The organism is Streptomyces sp. AM6-12, from assembly GCF_044327085.1.
Classification (GTDB): domain Bacteria; phylum Actinomycetota; class Actinomycetes; order Streptomycetales; family Streptomycetaceae; genus Streptomyces.
The window spans coordinates 1953297-1976374 of sequence record NZ_JBIQWN010000001.1 but is presented as its reverse complement, the minus strand read 5'-3'; the positions used below and the strand labels follow the sequence as shown (position 1 = coordinate 1976374).

The window sequence follows — 23078 nt, the reverse complement described above, 5'->3', positions numbered from 1 at the left end:
CGGGGGCTGTGGTCGCCGCGGCTCTTGGCGCGTTTCGAGCCTGCCGGAACCGAAGGCGTGAATATGGCCCCGCAAGGGGGCGAACCTGTTGAACACGAAATGGCGTTGAACGTTCGTACTGACGACCGGTCGCTCGGGACAGGACAAGCAACGTGCGATCGCCCCGTACTCCGAACCAGGCCCTGCGGATACTCCTGGCCGAGGCGCGCTGGAGCGGTGCCCGGCTCGCCCGCGAGGTCAACGCCCTGGGCGCCGCCCAGGGAACCCCGTACCGCTACGACCGCACGACGGTCGCCCACTGGCTGGCGGGCAGCCGCCCGCGCCCTCCCGTGCCCCAGCTCGTCGCGCTGGCCCTCTCGCGACGCCTCGACAGGCGGGTACGGGCGGAGGACACTGGGCTCCTCGCCCCCGGCCGGCCGAGCCCCGACGGGGAGAGCACGGGCGAAGGAGACGCCGTGGCACGCCTGGACCGGATACTGCACGGCACCTGCCGATGCGGTCTCGTCCTGGCCGATCCCTACGCCCTGCCGACGGCGGCCGGACCGCACGAGCCGTTCCCGCCCATCGAACCGCAGCCGCCGGATCCCGCCACCGGCCCCGCCGCCCCCGCCCCCGCCTTCGCCCCTGCCCCTGCCTCCGACCCGCCGGGCCGCATCGGTATGAACCAGGTGGCCTCCGCGCGGGAACTCCTCACCCTCTTCTCGCGGACGGACAGCACCTTCGGCTCCGGGGCGGTCCGCGTCCCGCTGCGCCAGTACCTGTCGACCACGCTGCTGCCTTGGCTGCGATGCGACATGAAACCCGCCGTACGACGCGAGTTGTTCACCGTGGCCGCCCAGCTCGCCTACCTGTGCGCGTTCGCCCACTTCGACATGAACCACCATGTCGCCGCCCAGCGCTTGTACCTGACGAGCATTCAACTGGCAGCCGAGGCGGGCGATCCGGTAGGGCGGGCGCTCGGTCTGCGCGGGCTGAGCGTGCAGGCGCACGCCCTGGGGCGGTTCGCCGAGGCCCAGGACCTCGCCGAGAATGCCGTACACATCGGCGTCCGGTACGTACCCCCGCACCAGCAGGCTTTCCTCTACGGCCAGTTGGCGGTGGCGCGCGCGGCGGCCGGTGGATCGGGGGCCGCCGGGCTCCTCACCTCGGCCGAGCGGTGCCTGGAGAGATCCGCGAGCGGTGCCACCTCTGTCGGCGCCTTCCACCAGGGCTCCCTCGCGCTCCAGCAGGCCGTCGTGGCCAGGAGCGCGGGTGATCTGAACGCCGCCGTCCGGGCCTTCCAGCTCTCCCGGCGGTACCGGCCCGCCGAGGAGTGGCGGTCCGCGGCACTGGCCGCCGCCGAACTGGCCGAGACCCAGCTCTCGGCGGGCCACCTCGACCAGGCCTGCAACACGTGGCAGGACTTCCTCGACGTGTACCCGCACATCCACAGCGCCCGCGCCGACGACCGGCTGCGCGCCCTGCACGCCGCGCTCCGGCCGCACTCGGCCCACCCCGCCGCGGCGGCGGTGCTGGCCCGCGCGCGCGTGGCCCACTCCAGGACCGGCCAGGATCACCGGAACGGGGCTGGCGAGGGCGGCGGTGGCAACGGCAGCGGCAACGGGCATGCGGGGACCGACCGTTGATGTGGACCGGCCGCCGAGCCCCTGGTCCGATCCCATAGCACGAGACCCCGCCCGCGTCCCCGCCCGACTGCTCCAGGAGGGTGAAAACCGGACCGGCGGTGGAGGGACGGGCGATCACGCCGGTTGGATGGCAGCGCCGTACCCCGGCCACTCATCCCTTCGTACGACAGCAGGAAAATGAACCGCAGCGTCCTGTCCGAAGTCTTCCGCGCCACCCTGCGCGTCCCTCCCGGCACTCTCACGGTCGCCACGTCCTTCACCCACCCCGCGCGCGGCCGGGTCGACTGCCCCGCCCACGGCCTGCTCGCGGCACTGACCCGCAACAGCGGGCTCGTGCCGCGGAACCGGGCCCTGCCGGCGACGTGTCTGCACACACACCTGCCCGACGCCGCGACCACGGTCTTCGCCGTCACCTACGAGAGACCCGAGGGAGGCCATCACGGCCTGGCCCTGGCGGCGGACGCGAAGGACTCGGCGGCGCTGGCCTTGGCGGGCCGGCAGATCGACTCCTTCCGGGCCGTCCTGCGGACTCGCAGGCTGCTGTACGTCATGGCCCCGACCACCACCGCCGACGCCCGGCCGCCCGCGGCTTCCGTGCCCGCGCAGGCCGCCGCCCCCTCCTGGGAGTCGTGCGGGTGCCCGGCGACCCGTGCGTGCCCCGCGACGCGGAACGCGAACAGCGCGCTGCACCGGTTAGCGGACCGGGGGGACGAGATCGTCGTCGTGGGTTCCCAGGCCGCCGGGCCGCCGCCCTGGCGGGCGCGGACCACCGGCGCCGCGCCGGTCGCGGTGCGCTCCCGGCAGGAGGCGGAGGCCGTCGCCGTCGGCGATCCGGACCGGCTCGCGTTCGTGGTGACACCGGGGTCCGTCGTCTCCGAGGTGGCGGCCATCCTCAAGGTGCTGCGACGGCGGTACCCCCGGCTGCGCGGCCAGCACCCCTCGGAGTGGTGCTACACCATGGAGGACCTCCACACGGCGGTCGCCGCCGCGCTGAGCCAGTCCGACACCCTGCTGGTCGCCGGAGGCCGCTCGGCCCCCGCCGTCCGGACCGCCGTGTCCCAGGCCGCCGAGGCCAAGCTGCGGGTGCACGACGTCACCACGCCGACGAGCCTGCGCCCGCAGGACATCGACGCGGCGACGATCACCCTCGTGGACGCCACGCCCGACGGGCGCGGACGGCGGGAGATCGGCCGGATCATGAACGGCCTGGGCCCCGCGAGCCACATCCGCCGCGAGGTCCGCTCCTACCCGGAGCCACTTCTGGTGCCCCGCTCGTCCGCGGTGCCCTGACCGCACGACCCGCTCACGGGCCCCGCCGCACGCCCGCTCTCGTTCTACGCTTCCTACGTACACGCGTTCTTCGCTGCGTACAGGCACGCGCTTCCTGTCCGACGCGGGTGAGCGAGGGTGCGAGAGGCGGGAAACGTTCAGGTCACAGCGGGTATGGAGCGGGATTCATGCGGTTGACGGTCTTCTGGCAGCGGATGGCGGAACACTTCGGTCAGGGGTACGCCGAGACCTTCGCCCGCGATCACGTGATGTCGGAACTGGGCGGCCGCACGGTGAACGAGGCGCTGGACGCCGGCTGGGACGCCAAGGACGTGTGGCGCGTGGTGTGCGCCGTCATGGACGTGCCAGGGGAGCGGCGCTGAGCCTGCCGCCGAATCCCCGGCGGTATGGGGCGAAATGCCCGGTAAGTACAGTGTGAAGTCGACGCTACGGCACTGATCGGTCACGAAAGCCGCAGGTGGGCGCCGTTTGTCGGTGGGGTGGGCGAGACTTGGCGCGTGGCACGTACTGACGAGGACACCGAGCAGCCGACCCGGCCCACGGCACCGGCCGACCCGACGGCGACGACCGACCGGCCGCCGGCTCCGGGTGCCGTCACGCCGGACGGTCGCATGACCGACGGTCGTATGCCGGATGGTCCTGTGGCGGACGGCCGCATGCCGCGCTGGCTGCCGCGCGCCATGGTGCTCGCGCTCGCGCTGATCGCCGCCTTCCAGCTGGGCAGCTGGGCCTTCCACCAGCTCACCGGGCTGCTGATCAACATCCTGATCGCGTTCTTCCTGGCCCTGGCGGTCGAGCCCGCGGTGAGCCGGATGGCCGCCCGCGGCATGCGCAGGGGCCTCGCCACCTTCCTCGTCTTCTTCCTGCTCACCATCGCCGCCGCGGGATTCGTCACCCTGCTCGGCTCGATGCTGGCCGGCCAGATCATCAAGATGATCGAGGGCTTCCCGGACTACCTGGACTCGCTCATCCACTGGATCAACCAGACCTTCCACGCCAACCTCAGACGGGTCGACGTCCAGGAGGGGCTGCTCCACTCCGACTGGCTGCGCAAGTACGCGCAGAACAGCGCGGCCGGTGTCCTCGACGTGTCCCAGCAGGTGCTCGGCGGCCTCTTCCAGCTGCTGACCATCGCGCTGTTCTCGTTCTACTTCGCGGCCGACGGCCCCCGGCTGCGCCGCGCCCTGTGCTCGGTGCTGCCGCCCGCGCGCCAGTCCGAGGTGCTGCGCGCCTGGGAGATAGCCGTCGACAAGACGGGTGGCTACCTCTACTCGCGCGGCCTCATGGCGCTCGTCTCCGGCATCGCGCACTACATCCTGCTGCAAGCCCTGGGCGTGCCGTACGCGCCCGTGCTCGGTGTCTGGGTGGGGCTGGTCTCGCAGTTCGTCCCCACCATCGGCACCTATCTCGCGGGCGCGCTGCCGATGCTGATCGCGTTCACCGTCGCCCCTTGGTACGCGGTGTGGGTGCTGGTCTTCGTCGTGATCTACCAGCAGTTCGAGAACTACATGCTCCAGCCCAAGCTGACCGCCAAGAGCGTCGACATCCACCCCGCCGTCGCCTTCGGCTCGGTCATCGTGGGTACGGCGCTGCTGGGCGCCGTCGGCGCGCTGATCTCCATCCCCGCGGTGGCCACCCTTCAGGCCTTCCTGGGCGCCTACGTCAAGCGCTACGACGTCACCGACGACCCCCGCGTACACGGACACCACCCGCGTCCCCAGACCACCCCCGGCCTCCTCGCCCGCCTCAGGTCCACGCGCACCCGGCGCTAGCGCCGCCCTTCCCGGCTCGGGGGCGCAACCGGTTCGTCTTCGCTCTGGCACCGCTCGGGGTGTCGCTTGACACGAAAATCGAACATCCATTCTTATGAAGGCTCCGGCGCGGCTGTGGACCGGGGGTTAGGTCGTGGTTTGGGTAGATATGCACCCTGGTTATCCACAGGCCGGGCCGATGTCGGGACGCATTGTCAGTGGCAGGCGCTAGCGTCTTTGACGTGAAGCGATCGACTCAAGCAAACCGGGTGGAACCCATGGCAGGAACCGACCGCGAGAAGGCGCTCGACGCCGCCCTCGCACAGATTGAACGGCAATTCGGCAAGGGCGCGGTCATGCGCATGGGCGAGCGGTCGAAGGAGCCCATCGAGGTCATCTCGACCGGTTCGACCGCGCTCGACGTGGCCCTCGGCGTCGGCGGCCTGCCGCGCGGCCGCGTCGTGGAGATCTACGGACCGGAGTCCTCCGGTAAGACGACCCTGACGCTGCACGCCGTGGCGAACGCGCAGAAGGCCGGCGGCCAGGTCGCGTTCGTGGACGCCGAGCACGCCCTCGACCCCGAGTACGCGCGCAAGCTGGGCGTCGACATCGACAACCTGATCCTCTCCCAGCCGGACAACGGCGAGCAGGCGCTGGAGATCGTGGACATGCTGGTCCGCTCCGGCGCGCTCGACCTGATCGTCATCGACTCCGTCGCCGCGCTCGTGCCGCGCGCGGAGATCGAGGGCGAGATGGGCGACAGCCACGTCGGTCTCCAGGCCCGTCTGATGAGCCAGGCGCTGCGGAAGATCACCAGCGCGCTCAACCAGTCCAAGACCACCGCCATCTTCATCAACCAGCTCCGCGAGAAGATCGGCGTCATGTTCGGCTCCCCGGAGACCACGACCGGTGGCCGGGCGCTGAAGTTCTACGCCTCGGTGCGCATCGACATCCGCCGCATCGAGACCCTGAAGGACGGCACCGAGGCGGTCGGCAACCGAACCCGCTGCAAGGTCGTCAAGAACAAGGTCGCGCCCCCCTTCAAGCAGGCCGAGTTCGACATCCTCTACGGCCAGGGCATCAGCCGCGAGGGCGGCCTGATCGACATGGGCGTGGAGCACGGCTTCGTCCGCAAGGCCGGCGCCTGGTACACGTACGAGGGCGACCAGCTCGGCCAGGGCAAGGAGAACGCGCGCAACTTCCTCAAGGACAACCCCGACCTGGCCAACGAGATCGAGAAGAAGATCAAGGAGAAGCTGGGTGTGGGTGTCCGGCCGGAGGAGCCGTCGGCCGAGCCCGGTGCGGACGCCGCGGGTGCCGCCCCGGCCGAGGACACCGCCAAGACGGCCGCCCAGGCCGCCAAGGCCACCAAGCCCAAGGCCGCCGCTGCCAAGAGCTGACCGTGACACGACGAACCGACTGGTCCGAGTACGAGCACGCCACCCCCGGTGCCTCACGGGGGAGGGGCACCGGGGGCTGGCCGGCCCCTGCTCCGGGCGGTGACGACGCGTACGCGACCGGTGGAGACGGCGGATACGGGGTGGGCGGGTACGGAGACGGTGCCTGGCCGGGCGAAGGGGGCGGCGAGCCGCACGGGGGCGGCTCGACCGGTCGCCGGGGGCGCGGCCGCCGACGGCGCGGCTTCGGGGAGCCGCCCGGTGAGGACGAAGGCACCCCCTCCTCGTCGAGGGCCGAGCAGGGGGAGTCTTCAGGGGACCCGGCTGAGCGGGCACGGGCGATCTGTCTGCGCCTGCTCACCGGGACCCCACGCACCCGCAAGCAGCTCGCGGACGCCCTGCGCAAGCGGGAGATCCCCGAGGACGTGGCCGAGGAGGTGCTGTCGCGGTTCGAGGAGGTCGGGCTGATCGACGACGGCGCGTTCGCGGACGCCTGGGTGGAGTCCCGGCACCACGGCCGGGGGCTGGCCCGGCGGGCCCTCGCACGGGAGCTGCGCACCAAGGGGGTCGACTCGGCGCTGATCGAGGAGGCCGTCGGACGGCTCGACTCCGACCAGGAGGAGGAGACCGCCCGGGAACTCGTCGCCCGCAAGCTGCGCGCCACTTGGGGTCTGGACCGCGACAAGCGCATCCGCCGCCTCGCCGGCATGCTCGCCCGCAAGGGCTACTCCGAGGGCATGTCCCTGCGCATCGTCCGCCGCGCCCTGGAGGAAGAGGGCGAGGACACGGACTTCCTCGGCGAGACGTCCGACTTCTGAACGCGCTGGCACTGTCGGCGGCGGTGTCGCGTTCGCCGTGCTCAGCGCGTTCAGTGCCGGGTCGACCTGCCAGGGGCGCCGGTCGTCACGCCCCCGGCAGGGTCACCGGCAGACCGGTCGAGCGCCAGGACTGGAAGCCGCCCACCAGGTCGGTGGCCCGGTGCAGGCCGAGTTGGTGGAGGGAGACCGCGGCGAGGGAGGAGGCGTAGCCCTCGTTGCAGATCACCACGATGCGCAGATCGTGGCTCGTGGCCTCGGGGAGGCGGTGGCTGCCCTGCGGGTCGAGGCGCCACTCCAGTTCGTTGCGCTCGACGACGACGGCGCCGGGGATCAGCCCGTCCCGCTCGCGCAGGGCCGCGTACCGGATGTCGACCAGCAGAGCCTCACCAGTGCGCGCCGTGTCGTACGCCTCCCGCGCCTCGATGCGCCGGTAGCCGGTGCGGACCCGCTCCAGCAACGCGTCGATGCCGACCGGGTGGGGGTGCGGGGCGGCGCTCACTGCCAGTCCTCCGGGCGTTCGACCTGCTCCAGGCGCAGCACCTGGCCCGAGCGACTGTAGCGGCGGATGCGGGGGAGCGGCGGGTAGTAGGCGTGGACGGAGATCGCGTGTCGGTCGGGGGACTCGTTGAGGACCTCGTGCACATGGTGGCGGCCGAAGGCGCGGCCCTGTCCGGCGGGCAGCCGGCGTTCGCGGTCCACGCCCTCGGTGAGTTCCAGGGTCTTCCAGCCGTCGGTGGGCAGCCGGGCGGCGAGCGAGTTCTCCTTGAGCTCGCCCGAGGCGGTGAGGAAGGCGCCGACGGATTCGGCGTGGTCGTGCCACCCGGTGCCGGCACCGGGCGGCCAGCCGATCAGCCAGGCCTCGCTGCCGCCGGGCCCCTCCAGCCGCACCCAGGTGCGGCCCTCCGGATCGAGCGGGAGAGAGGCGAGCAGTTCGGCGTCGGCCGCCGTGCGCCGTACGAACGCGAGGAGGTCCGCCTGGGTCGGCGCGGAGCCGGCGGCGGGGGACGCCGAAGGAGACGTCGAGGCAGACGAGAGGGACACGTGCACCGTCCTGAAGAGGGTTCGCGGAACGGGCGCACGACGGCGCCCGGAGGAAAGGGGATGCGAATTCAGCAGGACGGCCGACACACACAGCCCGCGTAGCGGACGAGGTCCATATGGACCCTCCGCCACAGGCGCACACAGGTGTCGGTCACGACGGGAGTACAGCACGCCACCGAAAACCCGGTCAACAGACGGTCACGATGTGGACGGAGGGTGACGGCGCGGGGGAGCGAGCGCGGGGGAGCGAGGGGGAGCGAGCAAACGAACGGCAGCGGCTCCGGCGTCCCGCACACCACCGAGTTCACCTCCCCACGCCCCTGCCTCACCCTGCCATCCAGCGCGCATCCTGGGCGGACTTCAGCCTCATCAAAGCGCCCCCGAGCCCCCACCCCGGCAGCCCCCGGCCCCCCATCACCCCACCCCCGCCTCCACCCCCTCCCGCACCACTCCGCCCACCGTCGCCTCCGCTGCCGAGTAGAGGTCGGCGGGGCGGACGCCGTTGAAGGTGGTGACCAGGTGGCCGTCGGGGCGGACGAGGAGGACGCTGTGGGCCGGGGCGCCCGGATACGCCTCGGCGACCAGCAGCTCGGCGGGGTGCGGCAGCGCCGTCACCGCGGCGGCCAGCCGGGGCATCACCCCCGCGGACACCCAGTGCTTGCGGTCCCAGACACCGGTGCCGGGAGCGATCAGCACGACGAGCAGTGAACCGCGGCCGAGGCGGTCGCGGAGGCGGACGAAGGAGCCGTCCTCCGCCGTGACACGGACGTCGGTCACCGGGGCGCCGGGCCCGGTGTCCACCGGGATCTCACCCTGGAGGCGGCCGGGCGTAAGGGGGGACTCCGTGTACGCCCCCGGCGCGCCGAGCGCCCCGCGGCCCAGGTGGCCGTCGGTGAGGAGCGCGTCGTGGCCGCGGGCCGTACCGGGCACGATCTGCCGCAGCGCGCCCCCGCCGCGCAGCCCCGGCAGTGCCTGGTCGGCGGCGCGCAGCCGGGCGGCGACCACCGCGCGCCGCTCGGCCTGGTAGCTGTCGAGCAGCGCCTCGTGCGGCCCGTGGTGCCAGGCGGCGGCCAGTTTCCAGGAGAGGTTGTCGGCGTCCCGCAGCCCCTCGTCGAGCCCCTGCGTGCCCAGCGCGCCGAGCAGGTGCGCCGCGTCGCCGGCGAGGAAGACCCGGCCGTCGCGCCACCGCCGGGCCAGCCGGTGGTGCACGGTGTGGACGCCGGTGTCCAGCAGTTCGTACGGCGGTGTGGAGCCGTCGGTCCAGCCCGCGAGGGTCTCGCGGATGCGGGCCACCAGCAGTTCGGGCGTGACCAGGTCCTTGCCCGGCGGCAGCAGCCAGTCCAGGCGCCAGGCGCCGTCCGGGAGGGGGCGCGCGGTCACCTCCCCGGCGAAGGGCCCGGACGACCGCCATGGCGGCACCCGGTGCAGCAACGCCTGCCCCTCCCCGGGGAGTTCCGTGCGCAGCGCGGCGACCGCGTGCCGCTCCACCGCCGTACGGCCGGGAAAGCGGATGTCCTGGAGTTTGCGCACGGTCGAGCGGGTGCCGTCGCAGCCCACCAGGTAACTCCCGCGCCACCAGGTGCCCTTGGGGCCACGGGTGTGCGCGGTGACGCCGGAGGGCTCTTGCTCGATCGCGTCCAGCCGGCTGTCGGTGGCGATCTCCACCAGCGGCTGGCCGGCGGCGGCCGACCGCAGCAGGCCGGTGATCACATGCTGGGCGATGTGCACCGGGGCGGGCTCGTCCGGGGCGAAGGCGATCTCGCCCACCACCTGCCGGCGGCGCAGCGAACGCCAGCCGGTCCAGCGCACGCCGTGGTGGTCGAGGGCCGCCCCGGTCAGCCGTTCCAGCAGCGCGGCGGTGTCCTCGCGCAGCACGACGGTGCGCGCCGGCCGGGCTTCCTCCTTGCCGGGTCCCTCGTCCAGGACGACGGACGGCACCTCCTGGCGGGCCAGCGCCAGGGCGAGCGTGAGCCCGACGGGCCCCGCTCCGACGATGATCACCGGGTCCACGGCGCGACGCCCCCTGTCCGCGGTGATGCCTCGGTGGCGATGGGTGAACAGCAAGGTGAGGCCGGGTGCACGATCACAAAAGGTATGCAACCCATTGGGGGAGTATGCGTCAAGTGACCCTCGGGGGCAGTGGCGATCATGCCACTGCCCCCGGCCGAATCGTGCAAATTAAATGATCGTCATTTCTTGGTGCCGGTGATGTCATCGATACCGGAGACGGATCCGGCCGGATCCGCGCCGGTCGCCGCCGTACCCGCGATGTCCGCCACGTCCTGCGCACCCAGCACCGCGCCGGCCGACTTCCTGCCCCGCCGCAGCCGGCCCTCCAGCCAGTGCGCGAAGGAGGTCAGCGAGAAGTTGATGAGCACGTAGATCACGGCCACGACGGTGAGCGAGGCGATGAAGTTGCCGTAGTAGCCGCTCATCGTGTTGGCCGAGTTCAGCAGTTCGGGGAAGGTGAGGACCGCGCCGCCGAGGGCGGTGTCCTTCACGATGACCACCAACTGGCTGACGATCGCCGGGAGCATCACGGTGACCGACTGCGGCAGCAGCACCAGCCGCATCATCTGGCCCTTGCGCAGACCGATCGCCAGGGACGCCTCGGACTGGCCCTTGGGCAGCGAGAGGATGCCCGCGCGGACGATCTCGGCGAGCACCGACGCGTTGTACAGCACCAGGCCGGTGACGACCGCGTAGAACGGCCGGTCGTCCGAACTGACGCCGGTGTACTGGGCGAACAGCGCGAGCCCGAAGATCATCAGGACCAGTACGGGGATCGCGCGGAAGAACTCGACCACGACCGCGGCGATCACGCGCACCCAGGTGTGGTCCGAGAGCCGGGCGATGCCGAGGACCGCGCCCAGCGGAAGCGCGATGACCATCGCCAGCGCCGCCGCCTCCAGGGTCTTCTGGAGACCCGGCCAGATGTACGTGCTGTACGCCTCGGAGCCGGAGAAGAACGGCTTCCACAGCGCCCAGTTCAGCTGGCCTTTGTCGCTCAGGGCGCTGTAAACCCACCAGACGAGGGCCGCGAGGACGACCAGGAAGGCCGCCGTGTACAGGACGTTGCGCCGCTTGGCGCGCGGTCCCGGAGTGTCGTACAGGACGGAAGTCATCGCTTCACCGCCACCTTCTTGCCCACCCAGCCGAGGATCAGGCCGGTCGGCAGGGTCAGGCAGACGAAGCCGAAGGCGATGACCGCCGAGATCGACATCAGCTGCGCCTCGTTCTCGATCATCTTCTTCATCAGCAGGGCCGCCTCCGCCACGTTGATCGCGGCGGCCACCGTCGTGTTCTTCGTCAGCGCGATCAGTACGTTGGTCAGCGGTCCGACGGTCGCGCGGAACGCCTGCGGGAGCACGACCAGGCCCAGCACCTGGGAGAAGCTGAGGCCGATGGCCCGGGCGGCCTCCGCCTGGCCGACCGGCACCGTGTTGATGCCGGCCCGGATCGCCTCGCACACGAAGGCCGAGGTGTAGACGATCAGACCGAGCACGGCCAGCCGGAAGTTGATCGCGTCGAAGCCCTTGGCGCCCAGGCTGATGCCCAGCGTCTGGTTCAGACCGAGCGAGGAGAACAGGATGATCACCGTGAGCGGGATGTTCCGCACGATGTTCACGTAGGCGGTGCCGAAACCGCGCATCAGCGGTACCGGGCCCACCCGCATGGCGGCCAGCAGAGTGCCCCAGACCAGGGAGCCCACGGCCGACAGCAGGGTGAGCTGCACCGTCGTCCAGAAGGCGCCCAGTACGTCGTAATGTCCAAGAAAGTCGAACACGATCTCCCGCGCTTCCGCGTGTAGGGATGCCCACGGTGCGCCGCCGTGGGCGGCGGCGCACCGGCAGGGCGTTGCCTCAGCTCTTGACGTCGCCGATCTTCGGCGCGGGCTCGTTCTTGTAGTCGGCCGGGCCGAAGTTCTTCTTCACGGCCGCGGCCCAGGAGCCGTCGGAGACCATGGACTGGAGGGCCTTGTTGATCTTCGCCTTGAGGTCGCTGCCCTTCTTGACGCCGATCCCGTAGTTCTCATTGGTCATCTTGAAGCCGCCGAGCTTGAACTTGCCCTTGAACTGGGCCTGGGCGGCGTAACCGGCGAGGATCGAGTCGTCCGTGGTGAGGGCGTCGATGGCGCCGCTCTGGAGACCCGAGAGACAGGCCGAGTAGGTCGGGTAGGTCACCAGGTCGGTCTTGAGGTTCAGCTTGGCCTTGAGGTTCTGGGCCGAGGTCGAGCCGGAGACCGAACACAGCTTCTTGCCGTTAAGGTCCTTCGGCGCCTTGATGGCCGTCTCGTCGGCGCGCAGCAGCACGTCCTGGTGTGCCAGCAGGTACGGGCCGGCGAAGTCGACCTTCTGCTCGCGCTCGGGGGTGATCGAGTACGTGGCGGCGATGAACTGGACGTCACCGCGCTGGAGCATGGTCTCGCGGTCCGCGCTCTTGGACTGCTTCCACTCGATCTGGTCGGGGCCGTAGCCGAGCTTCCTGGCGACATAGGTGGCCACGTCGACATCGAAACCCGCGTAGCCCTGGGGCGTCTGCTGGCCGAGACCGGGCTGGTCGAACTTGATGCCGATGGCGATCTTCTTGCCGCCGGAGGATCCGTTGTCGTCCTTGCCACCGCCGCACGCGGTGGCGGCGAGACCGAGGGCGAGGACGGCGGCCGAGGCGGCGGTGACCTTGCGGAGCTGCATGCTGAACATCCTTCGAAGTGGTGAGGGACGAGGCCCGTCGGAGAATTCGACCCCTGGGCGCCTGCGACGGCCGCCCGCGGCCTCAGTGGTGCAGGATCTTGGACAGGAAGTCCTTGGCCCGGTCGCTGCGCGGGTTGCTGAAGAACTGCTCGGGCGCGGCTTCCTCGACGATCCGGCCGTCGGCCATGAAGACCACACGATGCGCGGCCGACCGCGCGAAGCCCATCTCGTGGGTGACGACGACCATCGTCATGCCCTCACGGGCGAGTTGCCGCATGACGTCCAGGACCTCGTTGATCATCTCGGGGTCGAGGGCCGAGGTCGGCTCGTCGAACAGCATGATCTTCGGGTCCATCGCCAGCGCCCGCGCGATGGCGACACGCTGCTGCTGACCGCCGGACAGCTGAGCGGGGTACTTGTCGGCCTGGGTGCCCACACCGACCCGGTCGAGCAGGGCCCGCGCCTTCTCCTCGGCCTGCTTCTTGTCGGCCTTGCGGACCTTGACCTGACCCAGCACCACGTTCTCGAGCACGGTCTTGTGCGCGAAGAGGTTGAAGGACTGGAAGACCATCCCGACGTCGGCGCGCAGCCGCGCCAGCTCCCGGCCCTCGTGCGGCAGGGGCTTGCCGTCGATCGTGATGGTGCCCGAGTCGATCGTCTCCAGGCGGTTGATGGTGCGGCACAGAGTCGACTTCCCGGACCCGGAGGGCCCGATGACGACCACGACCTCGCCACGGTCGATCGTCAGGTCGATGTCCTGGAGCACGTGCAACGCGCCGAAGTGCTTGTTGACGCTGCTCAGGACGACCAGTTCGTCGGACGCGGCCTTGTCCTCCTTGGCCACCGATACTTCGGTCATCGCTTCACGGCTCCGTCCTCCTCGGTTTCGGAGGACAGTAATGACGGCCTGTGACCTGCGTCATCACATCTGAGGGAGATCTGAGCATCACGATCCGGTAGCCGCCGTGCACATCTCGTAGCGGCACCCGTCAGGATGCGTATCGGCCGCATAACGGAAGCCACGGGCAACCGGGAGCCACTTGACGACGTCCTGCTCCATCGGCGTCACTGCCATGGTGCCCGCGTGCGGGCGCATGATCTGCAAGGCGGATAAACGATGTCCGTACGACCACTGAACCGGAGGGGGCCGGAATGAGACTGCTGCTCGTCGAGGACGACAACCACGTCGCCGCGGCCCTCTCCGCCGTGCTGACCAGGCACGGTTTCGATGTCACCCACGCGCGCAACGGCGAGGAGGCCCTGCGCGCCCTCGTCCCCGAGAGCGACGGCTTCGGCGTGGTCCTGCTCGACCTGGGCCTGCCCGACCAGGACGGCTACGAGGTCTGCGGCAAGATCCGCAAACGCACCGGCACCCCGGTGATCATGGTCACCGCCCGCTCCGACGTCCGCTCCCGCATACACGGGCTCAACCTGGGCGCCGACGACTACGTGGTGAAGCCGTACGACACCGGGGAACTGCTCGCCCGGATCCACGCCGTCAGCCGGCGCACCGCCCACGAGGACCCCGCCCAGGCCGGCGACGACCTGCTGCACCTCGGCCCGGTGCGCATCGAACTGCCCACCCGCCAGGTCAGCGTGGACGGCGCGGTCGTCCAGCTCACCCGCAAAGAGTTCGACCTGCTGGCGCTGCTCGCCCAGCGCCCCGGAGTGGTCTTCCGGCGGGAGCAGATCATCAGCGAGGTCTGGCAGACCAGTTGGGAGGGCACCGGACGCACCCTGGAGGTGCACGTCGCCTCGCTGCGCGCCAAGCTGCGGCTGCCCGCGCTCATCGAGACCGTCCGCGGCGTCGGCTACCGGCTCGTCGCCCCGGCCACCTAGCGGGGATCGCGTGCGCACACGGCTGCTGCCGCTGCTCATCGTTCTGATGGCGGCCGTACTCCTCGCCCTGGGCGTCCCGCTCGCCGTCAGCATGGCCGCGTCCGAGCAGCAGCGGGTCGTGGTCGACCGGATCGACGACACGGCACGCTTCGCCGCGCTCGCCCAGTTCGTCACCGAGGGCCCCGGCGGCTCCCAGCGCACCGGCACGGACGAGCGCTGGGAGACCCTGCGCAGCGAACTCGACAGCTACTACGACGTCTACGGCATACGTGCCGGGGTCTTCTACCGCAACGGCTCCGCCATGGCCAACGCGCCCGGCGACTGGTTCGTACCGCCGGCGGGGGAGGTGCGGGAGGCGTTCGACGAGGCGCTGCTCAGCCGGCGCAGCCACGACCCGCAGCAGGCATGGCCCTGGCGGGACAGCCGGCTGGTGGTCGCCTCACCGGTGATCCGGGACGGGGACGTGATCGCGGTCGTCGTCACCGACTCGCCCACCGGGCCGCTGCGCGGGCGCATCCTGCACGGCTGGCTGCTCATCGGGGCCGGCGAGATCGCCGCCATGCTGCTCGCCGTCGGCGCCGCACTGCGGCTCACCGGGTGGGTGCTGCGACCCGTACGGGTACTGGACGCCACCACCCACGACATCGCCACCGGGCGGCTGAAATCCCGCGTCGCGGCAGCCGGCGGACCCCCGGAACTCCGGCGCCTCGCCCACTCGTTCAACGAGATGGCGGACCACGTCGAGGAAGTCCTCGAACAGCAGCGCGCGTTCGTCGCGGACGCCTCCCACCAGCTGCGCAACCCGCTGTCCGCGCTGCTGCTGCGCATCGAACTGCTCGCGCTCGAACTCCCGGAGGACAACGCGGAGATCGCCTCGGTGCGCACCGAGGGCAAGCGCCTCGCTCACGTCCTGGACGACCTGCTCGACCTGGCGCTCGCCGAGCACGCCGAGGCCGATCTGAGCCTGACCGACATCGGCGCGCTCGCCGAGGACCGGCTGGCCGCCTGGACGCCGGCCGCCGAGGCCAAGGGGGTCCGGCTGACCGGCGACTGCCCGGCCACCACCGGCTGGGCCGACCCGATCACCCTGTCCAGCGCGCTGGACGCGGTGATCGACAACGCGGTGAAGTTCACCCCCGAGGGCGGCGCCGTGCGGGTCTCCGTCTCGTCCGAAGGGGACACCTCCAGGGTCGTCGTCACCGACACCGGGCCCGGCCTCACCGAGGAGGAACTCGCGCGCGTGGGCGACCGGTTCTGGCGCAGCGGCCGCCACCAGAACGTCAAGGGGTCCGGGCTCGGCCTGTCCATCACCCGCGCCCTCCTGGAGGCGGGCGGCGGCTCGATCGCCTACGGTCCCAACGAGCCGCGGGGACTGCGGGTGACGGTGTCGGTGCCGAGGTTCAGGGCTTGACCGAGCGGTAGTAGCGGCGGGCGCCCTCCTGGAGCGGGAGGGGGTCGGTGTAGATGGCGGTGCGCAGGTCGACCAGCTGGGCGGAGTGGACATGGGCGCCGATGCCGTCGCGGCTCTTGATCACGGTACGGGTCACCCATTCGGTGAGCCGGGGGTCCATGTCCGCGCGGGTGATCAGCAGGTTGGACACCGCGACCGTCGGCACCTGGACGCCGTGCTGGACGCCCGGATACGCCGACTCGGGCATGTTGGTGGCCCGGTAGTAGCGCGTGTCCTCGCCCTGTGCGTGCAGCTTGGTGACGAGGTCGGCGTCGATCGGGATGAACCGGAAGGCGCCCTTCCTGGCCAGCGTGACCAGTCCCTTGGTGGGCAGGCCGCCCGACCAGAAGAACGCGTCGATCGCGCCCTGTTGCAGCCGGCCGGGCCCGGTGTCTATGCCGTCGGCTGAGGGGGTGATGTCCGTGCGCGGGTCGATGCCGGCGGCCCGCAGCACCCGGTCGGCGATCAGCTTCACGCCCGAGTCGGGCAGTCCGGTCGCCACCCGCTTGTGCCGCAGATCGGCGATGCCGTGGATGTCCGAGTCGCTGCGCACGACGAGATGCACGTAGTCGTCGTAGAGCCGGGCCACTCCGCGCAGGTTCCGTGCGCCGCTGCCGTGCCCGAGCTGGTACGTCTGCACCGCGTCGGCCGCCGCGATGGTGAAGTCGGCCTGCCCGGTCGCCACCCGCCGCACGTTCTCCTGGGAGCCCGCGCTGTTGAGGAGCTTCACCTTCAGGCCCGGCATGTCCTTGGCCAGTTCGGCGCGCAGCCGCTCACCGTACTCCTGGTAGACGCCCTTGGGCGTGCCGGTGCTGAAGACGATCGTGCCGCCCGGCGGCTTCTCGCCCAGCGGCAGCAGCCACCACAGCAGCAGACCGAGGACGACGGCACCGGCGGCCACGGCCGGCAGCGCCCGGCGCCTGCCGACGCGCGCGAACAGCTTGGACATGCGGCGATCCTGCCATCCGAGGTACGACACTGACCAGGTCCGGGGCTGTGAGGTGGGCCGCAGGCGGGGGCGGAAGGCGGTCGGCGGTCCGGGGCCGGAGGGGACGGTCTGCCCAGGACCGGAGGAGACGGTCGGGCGGCGGGCGTTGTCAGTGGGGGCCGTTAAAGTCGACGCATGAGCACTTCGCCCGCCGATCTCGTCCGTGAGTTCCACCGCGCCTTCGGCCTGGACGCCCGCAGCACGCCCACCGAGGTCTCGCCCGAACTGGCCGCCCATCGCTGGGACATGCTCGCCGAAGAGGCCGCGGAGGTCGGCGAGGTCTCCGTCGACGGCCCGCTGGACAAGCTGGCACACGAACTGGCCGACGTGGTGTACGTCGCGTACGGCACCGCCCTGGTCCACGGCATCGACCTGGACCAGGTGATCGCCGAGATCCACCGCGCCAACATGAGCAAGCTCGGCCCGGACGGACAGGTCAGCCGCCGCGCCGACGGCAAGGTCCTCAAGGGCGAGCACTACCGGGCACCGGACGTGTCGTCGGTCCTGCGCCGCCAGGGCTGGATACCCGCGGCGCGGGAGGACGCCACGCGTACGGGCGCCCAGTAGCCCCTTCGGCCAGGGTGCCGCCGCCGCGGCTCAGGGCCGCGCGCCGGTGCCGCCCAGTCGGGTCAACAGGCTCGCGAGCAGGGGAATTTCCTCCTCTCGCCAGGCCGGGGCGGTGAAGAGGTCCTCGGCGGTTTCCTCGGCCGTGGCCAGCATCTCCGTCAGGCGGGTCCGGCCCGTGCCGGTCAGCGAGGCGTAGGCCACGCGCGCGTCCCGCGCGTCCGGTTCCCTGGTCACCAGCCCGATCCGCTCCAGGGGAGCGAGCGCGCGGGTGACCCCGGAGGCCGTCAGCCCCAGCGCCTCCGCGAGGTCGACGCGGCGCATCCGGCCGCCTGTCGCCTGTCCGAGCCGGAGCAGCAGGGTGAAGTCGGCGAGGCTCACCCCGTGCAGCCCGCCGAGCCGGGCGTCGAACCGCCGTACGAGCGCCGCCTGGGCCCGCACCAGACGCAGGGCCGCGTCCAGGGCGTCACTCATGGTCCGTGTCCATCCGGAAACAGCTCCTTGCGACTTCCTTGAGTAGTCAAGTTTAGGGGGTGGATGTGTGCGAAGGCGTCACGTACCGGGCGAACGGGCCGCGCGGCGCTGGCGTTTGCTCAACGGGGCCTGGGAGAGGTCCTCGGCGGAGGAGCGGAGGTTCTTGAAGCCGTAGCCACGCTCGGTCAGCCATGCCACGGCCGCCGTCTCGGCGCGCTCGGTCGCCTCCAGGATGTCCTCCTCTTCCTCCCCGGTGTCCGAGAAGCGGAAGACGAAGGCCGGCCGGGCGGCGATGTCGTAGGTCAGGCTGCCCTCGGGGGTGAAGGCGGCGTGCAGCACGTCATGGGCGGCGGCTTCGGCGAGCAGCGCGGCCCGCTGGTCGTCGGTGAGGCCGTCGAAGACACCGCGCACGGTGACGCGGAAGGTCCGTGTGTTCATCCGCCGACCATAGGCATGCCGGGGCGCGGTTCTCCACCGGCTTTTCCCGCCCGGCTCAACGCGGGTTACTGAAGGGCGCGTCGGGCCGCGAAACCGATCAGCAGCAGCCCCGTCACCTGCTCGACGCGGGCCCGCACCCGCGGTCGGCGCAGTATCCGGCCGAGCCGGTCCACGCTGGTCACGTACGCGGCCCTGGCCCGCACGGGGTGCCGTACCGGCTTCGGCGCCGTCGTCCGGGGTGCCGTCCTGCAGAGTCCGCCGGGCGCCGCGCAGGGTCGCGAAGCCCATCCGGACCAGGTAGGCCGCCCCCACCACCTTCGGCACGGCGAAGGCGGTGGCGGAGGCCAGCAGCAGGGCGGAGACGCCGAGCGAGGCCGCGGCGACATGGACGTTCAGGCCGAGCACCCCGCCGAGCATGGTCAGCAGCCGGCCCCGCACCCCCCGGCCAGCGCGTTGCGGGTCATCAGGGCCTGGTCGGGGCCGGGGATCACGACGAGCACCAGGCAGGCAGCGGCGAAGGTCAGCACGGCGCGCTGCGGCTCGGGGGGCGCGTGCCGCTCAGGCGGCTCGGAGGACGTGTCGCCAAGAGGCCAGTCCGGAAGGGCGCCCCGGTGAACGGGGCGGCGAAGCCGTCCCCCGGACCGCCTACCCTTGAGCCATGACCAGCAGCAGCGACCGGAGCCCCGCAGTGGACGTGCCCGCACCCAAGAGCTACGAGATCCGCACCTATGGGTGCCAGATGAACGTCCACGATTCCGAGCGATTGGCCGGACTGCTGGAAGAGGCCGGGTACGTGCGGGCGCCGGAGGACGCCGACGGCGACGCGGACGTCGTCGTCTTCAACACGTGCGCGGTGCGGGAGAACGCCGACAACCGGCTGTACGGCAACCTCGGCCGGCTCGCGCCGCGCAAGGCCTCCCGGCCCGGCATGCAGATCGCGGTCGGCGGCTGCCTCGCGCAGAAGGACCGCGACACCATCGTGCGCAAGGCACCCTGGGTCGACGTCGTCTTCGGCACGCACAACATCGGCAAGCTGCCGGTGCTGCTGGAGCGCGCCCGCGTCCAGGAGGAGGCGCAGGTCGAGATCGCCGAGTCGCTGGAGGCGTTCCCCTCCACGCTGCCGACGCGGCGCGAGAGCGCGTACGCCGCCTGGGTGTCGATCTCCGTCGGCTGCAACAACACCTGCACCTTCTGCATCGTCCCCGCGCTGCGCGGCAAGGAGAAGGACCGGCGGCCCGGAGACATCCTCGCCGAGGTCGAGGCGCTGGTAGCCGAGGGCGTCTCGGAGATCACGCTGCTCGGCCAGAACGTCAACGCGTACGGCTCCGACATCGGCGACCGCGAGGCCTTCAGCAAGCTGCTGCGCGCCTGCGGGAAGATCGAGGGCCTGGAGCGGGTCCGTTTCACCTCCCCGCACCCGCGTGACTTCACCGACGACGTCATCGCCGCCATGGCCGAGACGCCGAACGTGATGCCCCAGCTGCACATGCCGCTCCAGTCAGGATCGGACACCGTCCTGAAGGCGATGCGCCGCTCCTACCGGCAGGAGCGGTACCTCGGGATCATCGAGAAGGTGCGCGCCGCGATCCCGCACGCGGCGATCACCACCGACATCATCGTGGGCTTCCCCGGCGAGACAGAGGCGGACTTCGAGGAGACGCTGCACGTCGTGCGCGAGGCGCGGTTCGCGCAGGCCTTCACCTTCCAGTACTCCAAGCGGCCCGGCACCCCGGCCGCGACCATGGACGACCAGATCCCCAAGGAGGTCGTCCAGGCGCGGTACGAGCGGCTGGTCGCCCTCCAGGAGGAGATCTCCTGGGAGGAGAACAAGAAGCAGGTCGGCCGCACGCTGGAGCTGATGGTCGCGGAGGGCGAGGGCCGCAAGGACGGCGCCACGCACCGCCTCTCCGGCCGCGCCCCCGACAACCGACTGGTCCACTTCACCAAGCCGGAACAGGAGGTACGGCCCGGTGACGTGGTCACCGTCGAGGTGACGTACGCCGCCCCGCACCACCTCCTCGCCGAGGGGCCGGCCCTCGCCGTGCGCCGCACGCGCGCCGGCGACGCCTGGGAGAAGCGCACGGCCGCCGAGGCCGCCAAGCCGGCCGGCGTGATGCTGGGCCTGCCGAAGGTCGGCGTTCCGGCGCCGCTGCCGGCGGCGGCGAGCGGGTGCGGCTGCGACTGAGGCGGCGCTCGAGGGGTGCGGACGGGGTGACCAGCGGGTGCGCGGTCGAGTGGGCCGACGGCTCGGGCCGTCGCCCGGAACCACCGCTCGGAACCGGCGGTCGGTCGGGTGGTGGGACGCGGCTGACGCCGGGCTGACCATGAGACGCGGCTGACGCGCCGGTCGGGCCATGAGACGGGACTGACGCACTGGTCGGGTCATAGGCGCGGCTGACGCCGGGCGCGCAGGTGTGCGGTGTCAGCCGGGCTGCCCGCACCCGCCGCGGCCGGGTTACCCTGCCGACCATGCTTGTCGCCGCCGCCGTCTGCCCCTGCCCGCCGCTGCTCGTGCCCGAGGTCGCCGCGGGCGCCGCACCCGAACTGGACACCGCGCGCGCGGCCTGTACGGACGCGCTGGGCGTGCTCGCGGCCGCCCGCCCTGACCTGCTGGTGGTCGTCGGGCCGGCCGGGCCGGGCGAGGGCGGCCCGTACCCGCCGGGCGCGCCGGGTTCGTTCCGGGGGTACGGCGTCGCCCTGGACGTCCGCCTGGGGACCGGCCAGGACCCTGCGACGGCGCGCGAGCTGCCGTCCTCGCTGGCCGTCGGCGCCTGGCTGCTGGCGCGGACCGGCTGGGCGGACGCCCCCATCGAGGGCCTCGGCGCCGAGGAGACGCGCACGCCGGCGCGCTGCGCCGAGACCGGCCGGGAACTCGCGGACCGGGCCAGCCGCGTGGCCCTTCTCGTCCTGGGCGACGGCAGCGCCTGCCGCACGGTCAAGGCTCCGGGCTACCTGGACGAACGCGCGGCCCCCTACGACGCGGCAGCCGCCCGCGCCCTGGCCACGGCCGACCTCCCGGCCCTGCGGTCCCTGGACGCCGACCTCGCCCGCACCCTGAAGTCCTCCGGCCGCGCCCCCTGGCAGATCCTGGCCGGCGCCGCCGAGGGCACTAACCTCGACGGCAGCCTGCTGTACGAGGACGCGCCGTACGGCGTGGGGTACCTGGTCGCGACCTGGGCCTGACGGACCCGGTCCAACCGGCTCACGAGGCCGGCGGCGGCCCCTGCGGCGGCGTAGGGGGATTCGGCTGGGCGCCCGGTGTGCCCTCCGGGTGCTCGTCCATGTGGGCCAGACGGTCCATGGCGTCCTTCGCCTTGCCCGTGCCCGCCTGGATCTTGTCGCTGTACTTGTGCTTGGTCCGCTCGTCCACGGCCTTGGCGGCCTTGTCGAGGCCCTGCTGCACCTTGTCGCCGTGCTGGCGCGCGAGGTCGGACACCTTGTCCTTGGCCGGGCCGAGCTTGGCCTTCATGTTGTCGAACAGACCCATGATCAACCTTCCCTCGCGAAACGGCTCCCTGCGGACACCCTGCCCAGGAGCCGTGAAATCACGCCCATATCCCCTCCATACGGTACTCGCGCGGGGAGTTTCCCGCGTCACGCGGTGCGTACGGCCGCGCCGCCCGGGGTCACCGTCGCGGACCGCCCGCACACGGCACCTCACCTCGGGTAACGACCCGGCGACCGGCTTTGTCACGTAGCTCGTTCGAGACCCCGCCGCGAGGTTTGCGAGACTGGGGCGGTGAGCAGCGCATCCCCCTCCCCCCGCGTCATCGCCGTCGTCGGACCCACTGCGGCCGGAAAGTCCGATCTGGGCGTCTTCCTGGCCCAGCAACTCGGCGGCGAGGTCGTCAACGCCGACTCGATGCAGCTCTACCGGGGGATGGACATCGGCACCGCCAAGCTGACGCCCGAGGAGCGCGGCGGCGTACCGCACCACCTCCTGGATGTCTGGGACGTCACGGTCACCGCCTCGGTCGCCGAGTACCAGAAGCTGGCCCGCGGCCACATCGACGCGCTGCTCGCCGAGGGCCGCTGGCCGGTCCTCGTCGGCGGCTCCGGGCTGTACGTCCGCGGCGCCGTCGACAACCTGGAGTTCCCCGGCACCGACCCCGAGGTCCGCGCCCGCCTGGAGGAGGAACTGGCGCTGCGCGGCTCCGGCGCCCTGCACGCCCGCCTGGCCGCCGCCGACCCCGAGGCCGCCCGCGCGATCCTGCCCGGCAACGGCCGCCGTATCGTCCGCGCCCTGGAAGTGATCGAGATCACCGGCCAGCCCTTCACCGCCAACCTCCCCGGCCACGACTCGGTCTACGACACCGTCCAGATCGGCGTCGACGTGGCCCGCCCGGAGCTTGACGACCGGATCACCCGGCGTGTCGACCGGATGTGGGACGCCGGTCTCGTGGACGAGGTGCGGGCCCTGGAGGCGCAGGGGTTGCGCGAGGGGCGCACGGCGTCGCGCGCGCTGGGATACCAGCAGGTACTCGCGGCGCTCGCCGGGGAGTGCACCGAAGCGGAGGCGCGTGCGGAGACCGTACGCGCCACCAAGCGCTTCGCGCGCCGGCAGGATTCCTGGTTCCGCCGCGACCCGCGTGTGCACTGGCTGAGCGGCGCCGAAGCCGACCGCGGGGAACTTCCGCGGCAGGCCCTGACGTTGGTCGAACGACCGGTTACAGCCTGATCACGTGATGGCATCGGGATGCGCCGCCGGT

The 23078-nt window shown here is 71.7% G+C and carries 24 protein-coding genes and 1 pseudogene; 12 read left to right on the top strand and 13 right to left on the bottom strand.

Annotated features, from left to right (window positions below; translation table 11 throughout):
* Positions 1–152 precede the first annotated feature (152 nt).
* From ACE4Q9_RS08780 to recX, 6 genes are all read left to right on the top strand, one after another.
* The gene (locus tag ACE4Q9_RS08780; RefSeq protein WP_397983682.1) at positions 153–1625 is read left to right on the top strand and encodes a hypothetical protein; all 1473 of its coding nucleotides are present in this window, start codon (positions 153–155) and stop codon (positions 1623–1625) included.
* A 177-nt stretch (positions 1626–1802) separates the two neighbouring features.
* On the top strand, positions 1803–2915 hold the full coding sequence (locus tag ACE4Q9_RS08775) for a 4-hydroxy-3-methylbut-2-enyl diphosphate reductase (protein WP_397983681.1): 1113 nt from the start codon (positions 1803–1805) through the stop codon (positions 2913–2915).
* 167 nt (positions 2916–3082) lie between these two features.
* Positions 3083–3277 (top strand): DUF3046 domain-containing protein, encoded by a 195-nt coding sequence (locus tag ACE4Q9_RS08770; protein WP_397983680.1) that lies wholly within the window; start codon positions 3083–3085, stop codon positions 3275–3277.
* 135 nt (positions 3278–3412) lie between these two features.
* Positions 3413–4687, top strand: a complete 1275-nt coding sequence (locus tag ACE4Q9_RS08765; RefSeq protein ID WP_397983679.1) for an AI-2E family transporter — start codon at positions 3413–3415, stop codon at positions 4685–4687.
* A 257-nt stretch (positions 4688–4944) separates the two neighbouring features.
* Positions 4945–6066, top strand: a complete 1122-nt coding sequence (gene recA / locus ACE4Q9_RS08760) for a recombinase RecA (RefSeq protein WP_397983678.1) — start codon at positions 4945–4947, stop codon at positions 6064–6066.
* A 2-nt stretch (positions 6067–6068) separates the two neighbouring features.
* Positions 6069–6881, top strand: coding sequence for a recombination regulator RecX (gene recX / locus ACE4Q9_RS08755; RefSeq protein WP_397983677.1), 813 nt, complete (start codon positions 6069–6071; stop codon positions 6879–6881).
* An 85-nt stretch (positions 6882–6966) separates the two neighbouring features.
* On the opposite strand, the gene ACE4Q9_RS08750 is transcribed toward recX, so the two are convergent.
* The 8 genes from ACE4Q9_RS08750 to ACE4Q9_RS08715 form a co-directional block, all read right to left on the bottom strand.
* Positions 6967–7380, bottom strand: a complete 414-nt coding sequence (locus ACE4Q9_RS08750; RefSeq protein WP_397983676.1) for a rhodanese-like domain-containing protein — start codon at positions 7378–7380, stop codon at positions 6967–6969.
* Positions 7377–7922, bottom strand: coding sequence for a cysteine dioxygenase (locus ACE4Q9_RS08745; RefSeq protein ID WP_397983675.1), 546 nt, complete (start codon positions 7920–7922; stop codon positions 7377–7379). The genes ACE4Q9_RS08750 and ACE4Q9_RS08745 overlap by 4 nt, the downstream gene beginning before the upstream one ends.
* Positions 7923–7990: 68 nt before the next feature.
* Positions 7991–8038 carry a hypothetical protein gene (locus ACE4Q9_RS08740; protein WP_309506048.1) on the bottom strand — a complete coding sequence of 16 codons (48 nt, stop codon included), beginning with the start codon at positions 8036–8038 and terminating at the stop codon, positions 7991–7993.
* A gap of 298 nt (positions 8039–8336) precedes the next feature.
* Positions 8337–9932, bottom strand: a complete 1596-nt coding sequence (locus ACE4Q9_RS08735) for an FAD-dependent monooxygenase (RefSeq protein WP_397983674.1) — start codon at positions 9930–9932, stop codon at positions 8337–8339.
* A gap of 179 nt (positions 9933–10111) precedes the next feature.
* A complete protein-coding gene (locus ACE4Q9_RS08730; protein WP_397983673.1) occupies positions 10112–11047 on the bottom strand; it encodes an amino acid ABC transporter permease in 936 nt (311 codons plus the stop codon).
* On the bottom strand, positions 11044–11709 hold the full coding sequence (locus ACE4Q9_RS08725; protein ID WP_397983672.1) for an amino acid ABC transporter permease: 666 nt from the start codon (positions 11707–11709) through the stop codon (positions 11044–11046). Before ACE4Q9_RS08725 ends, ACE4Q9_RS08730 begins: the two co-directional genes overlap by 4 nt.
* Before the next feature lie 76 nt (positions 11710–11785).
* The gene (locus ACE4Q9_RS08720) at positions 11786–12616 is read right to left on the bottom strand and encodes a glutamate ABC transporter substrate-binding protein (protein WP_397983671.1); all 831 of its coding nucleotides are present in this window, start codon (positions 12614–12616) and stop codon (positions 11786–11788) included.
* Positions 12617–12698: 82 nt separating this feature from the next.
* On the bottom strand, positions 12699–13475 hold the full coding sequence (locus ACE4Q9_RS08715; protein WP_397983670.1) for an amino acid ABC transporter ATP-binding protein: 777 nt from the start codon (positions 13473–13475) through the stop codon (positions 12699–12701).
* Between the two features lie 293 nt (positions 13476–13768).
* On the opposite strand from ACE4Q9_RS08715, the gene ACE4Q9_RS08710 reads away from it, so the two are divergent.
* Entirely contained in the window at positions 13769–14455 is a 687-nt protein-coding gene (locus ACE4Q9_RS08710; RefSeq protein ID WP_397983669.1) for a response regulator transcription factor, read from the top strand.
* Between the two features lie 10 nt (positions 14456–14465).
* Positions 14466–15866: an ATP-binding protein gene (locus ACE4Q9_RS08705; RefSeq protein WP_397983668.1), complete on the top strand. Its 1401-nt coding sequence runs from the start codon at positions 14466–14468 to the stop codon at positions 15864–15866.
* Here ACE4Q9_RS08705 and ACE4Q9_RS08700 read toward each other — a convergent pair.
* On the bottom strand, positions 15856–16854 hold the full coding sequence (locus tag ACE4Q9_RS08700; protein ID WP_397983667.1) for a TAXI family TRAP transporter solute-binding subunit: 999 nt from the start codon (positions 16852–16854) through the stop codon (positions 15856–15858). The genes ACE4Q9_RS08705 and ACE4Q9_RS08700 overlap by 11 nt on opposite strands.
* Before the next feature lie 174 nt (positions 16855–17028).
* Here ACE4Q9_RS08700 and ACE4Q9_RS08695 point away from each other — a divergent pair, with 174 nt between their 5' ends.
* Positions 17029–17460, top strand: coding sequence for a MazG nucleotide pyrophosphohydrolase domain-containing protein (locus tag ACE4Q9_RS08695; RefSeq protein ID WP_397983666.1), 432 nt, complete (start codon positions 17029–17031; stop codon positions 17458–17460).
* 30 nt (positions 17461–17490) lie between these two features.
* Here the strand turns inward: ACE4Q9_RS08695 and ACE4Q9_RS08690 are convergent, their stop codons facing one another.
* The 3 genes and pseudogenes from ACE4Q9_RS08690 to ACE4Q9_RS08680 all read right to left on the bottom strand — a co-directional run.
* The gene (locus ACE4Q9_RS08690) at positions 17491–17931 is read right to left on the bottom strand and encodes a MarR family winged helix-turn-helix transcriptional regulator (RefSeq protein ID WP_397983665.1); all 441 of its coding nucleotides are present in this window, start codon (positions 17929–17931) and stop codon (positions 17491–17493) included.
* A gap of 78 nt (positions 17932–18009) precedes the next feature.
* Positions 18010–18369 (bottom strand): DUF6204 family protein, encoded by a 360-nt coding sequence (locus ACE4Q9_RS08685; RefSeq protein WP_397987155.1) that lies wholly within the window; start codon positions 18367–18369, stop codon positions 18010–18012.
* A gap of 306 nt (positions 18370–18675) precedes the next feature.
* Positions 18676–18786: pseudogene (locus tag ACE4Q9_RS08680) on the bottom strand (hypothetical protein); the annotation flags it as partial.
* 241 nt (positions 18787–19027) lie between these two features.
* Between ACE4Q9_RS08680 and miaB the strand changes: the two are divergent.
* Together miaB and ACE4Q9_RS08670 are read left to right on the top strand one after the other, a co-directional pair.
* Positions 19028–20554, top strand: coding sequence for a tRNA (N6-isopentenyl adenosine(37)-C2)-methylthiotransferase MiaB (gene miaB / locus ACE4Q9_RS08675; RefSeq protein WP_397983664.1), 1527 nt, complete (start codon positions 19028–19030; stop codon positions 20552–20554).
* A 284-nt stretch (positions 20555–20838) separates the two neighbouring features.
* On the top strand, positions 20839–21552 hold the full coding sequence (locus ACE4Q9_RS08670; RefSeq protein WP_397983663.1) for a class III extradiol dioxygenase subunit B-like domain-containing protein: 714 nt from the start codon (positions 20839–20841) through the stop codon (positions 21550–21552).
* Positions 21553–21571: 19 nt separating this feature from the next.
* On the opposite strand, the gene ACE4Q9_RS08665 is transcribed toward ACE4Q9_RS08670, so the two are convergent.
* Positions 21572–21856 carry an antitoxin gene (locus tag ACE4Q9_RS08665; protein WP_397983662.1) on the bottom strand — a complete coding sequence of 95 codons (285 nt, stop codon included), beginning with the start codon at positions 21854–21856 and terminating at the stop codon, positions 21572–21574.
* A gap of 252 nt (positions 21857–22108) precedes the next feature.
* Here ACE4Q9_RS08665 and miaA point away from each other — a divergent pair, with 252 nt between their 5' ends.
* A complete protein-coding gene (gene miaA, locus ACE4Q9_RS08660; RefSeq protein ID WP_397983661.1) occupies positions 22109–23047 on the top strand; it encodes a tRNA (adenosine(37)-N6)-dimethylallyltransferase MiaA in 939 nt (312 codons plus the stop codon).
* The last annotated feature ends 31 nt before the right edge of the window (positions 23048–23078 follow it).

What these genes read in the sequence shown, in the direction of transcription:
- ACE4Q9_RS08770 (WP_397983680.1), top strand. Translation starts at nt 3,083, where the DNA reads ATGCGGTTGACGGTCTTCTGGCAGCGGATGGCGGAACACTTCGGTCAG.
- ACE4Q9_RS08690 (WP_397983665.1), bottom strand. Translation starts at nt 17,931, where the DNA reads ATGAGTGACGCCCTGGACGCGGCCCTGCGTCTGGTGCGGGCCCAGGCG.
- ACE4Q9_RS08720 (WP_397983671.1), bottom strand. Translation starts at nt 12,616, where the DNA reads ATGCAGCTCCGCAAGGTCACCGCCGCCTCGGCCGCCGTCCTCGCCCTC.
- ACE4Q9_RS08670 (WP_397983663.1), top strand. Translation starts at nt 20,839, where the DNA reads ATGCTTGTCGCCGCCGCCGTCTGCCCCTGCCCGCCGCTGCTCGTGCCC.
- ACE4Q9_RS08685 (WP_397987155.1), bottom strand. Translation starts at nt 18,369, where the DNA reads ATGAACACACGGACCTTCCGCGTCACCGTGCGCGGTGTCTTCGACGGC.
- ACE4Q9_RS08710 (WP_397983669.1), top strand. Translation starts at nt 13,769, where the DNA reads ATGAGACTGCTGCTCGTCGAGGACGACAACCACGTCGCCGCGGCCCTC.
- recA (WP_397983678.1), top strand. Translation starts at nt 4,945, where the DNA reads ATGGCAGGAACCGACCGCGAGAAGGCGCTCGACGCCGCCCTCGCACAG.
- ACE4Q9_RS08665 (WP_397983662.1), bottom strand. Translation starts at nt 21,856, where the DNA reads ATGGGTCTGTTCGACAACATGAAGGCCAAGCTCGGCCCGGCCAAGGAC.
- ACE4Q9_RS08730 (WP_397983673.1), bottom strand. Translation starts at nt 11,047, where the DNA reads ATGACTTCCGTCCTGTACGACACTCCGGGACCGCGCGCCAAGCGGCGC.
- ACE4Q9_RS08715 (WP_397983670.1), bottom strand. Translation starts at nt 13,475, where the DNA reads ATGACCGAAGTATCGGTGGCCAAGGAGGACAAGGCCGCGTCCGACGAA.
- ACE4Q9_RS08775 (WP_397983681.1), top strand. Translation starts at nt 1,803, where the DNA reads ATGAACCGCAGCGTCCTGTCCGAAGTCTTCCGCGCCACCCTGCGCGTC.
- ACE4Q9_RS08700 (WP_397983667.1), bottom strand. Translation starts at nt 16,854, where the DNA reads ATGTCCAAGCTGTTCGCGCGCGTCGGCAGGCGCCGGGCGCTGCCGGCC.
- ACE4Q9_RS08695 (WP_397983666.1), top strand. Translation starts at nt 17,029, where the DNA reads ATGAGCACTTCGCCCGCCGATCTCGTCCGTGAGTTCCACCGCGCCTTC.
- miaB (WP_397983664.1), top strand. Translation starts at nt 19,028, where the DNA reads ATGACCAGCAGCAGCGACCGGAGCCCCGCAGTGGACGTGCCCGCACCC.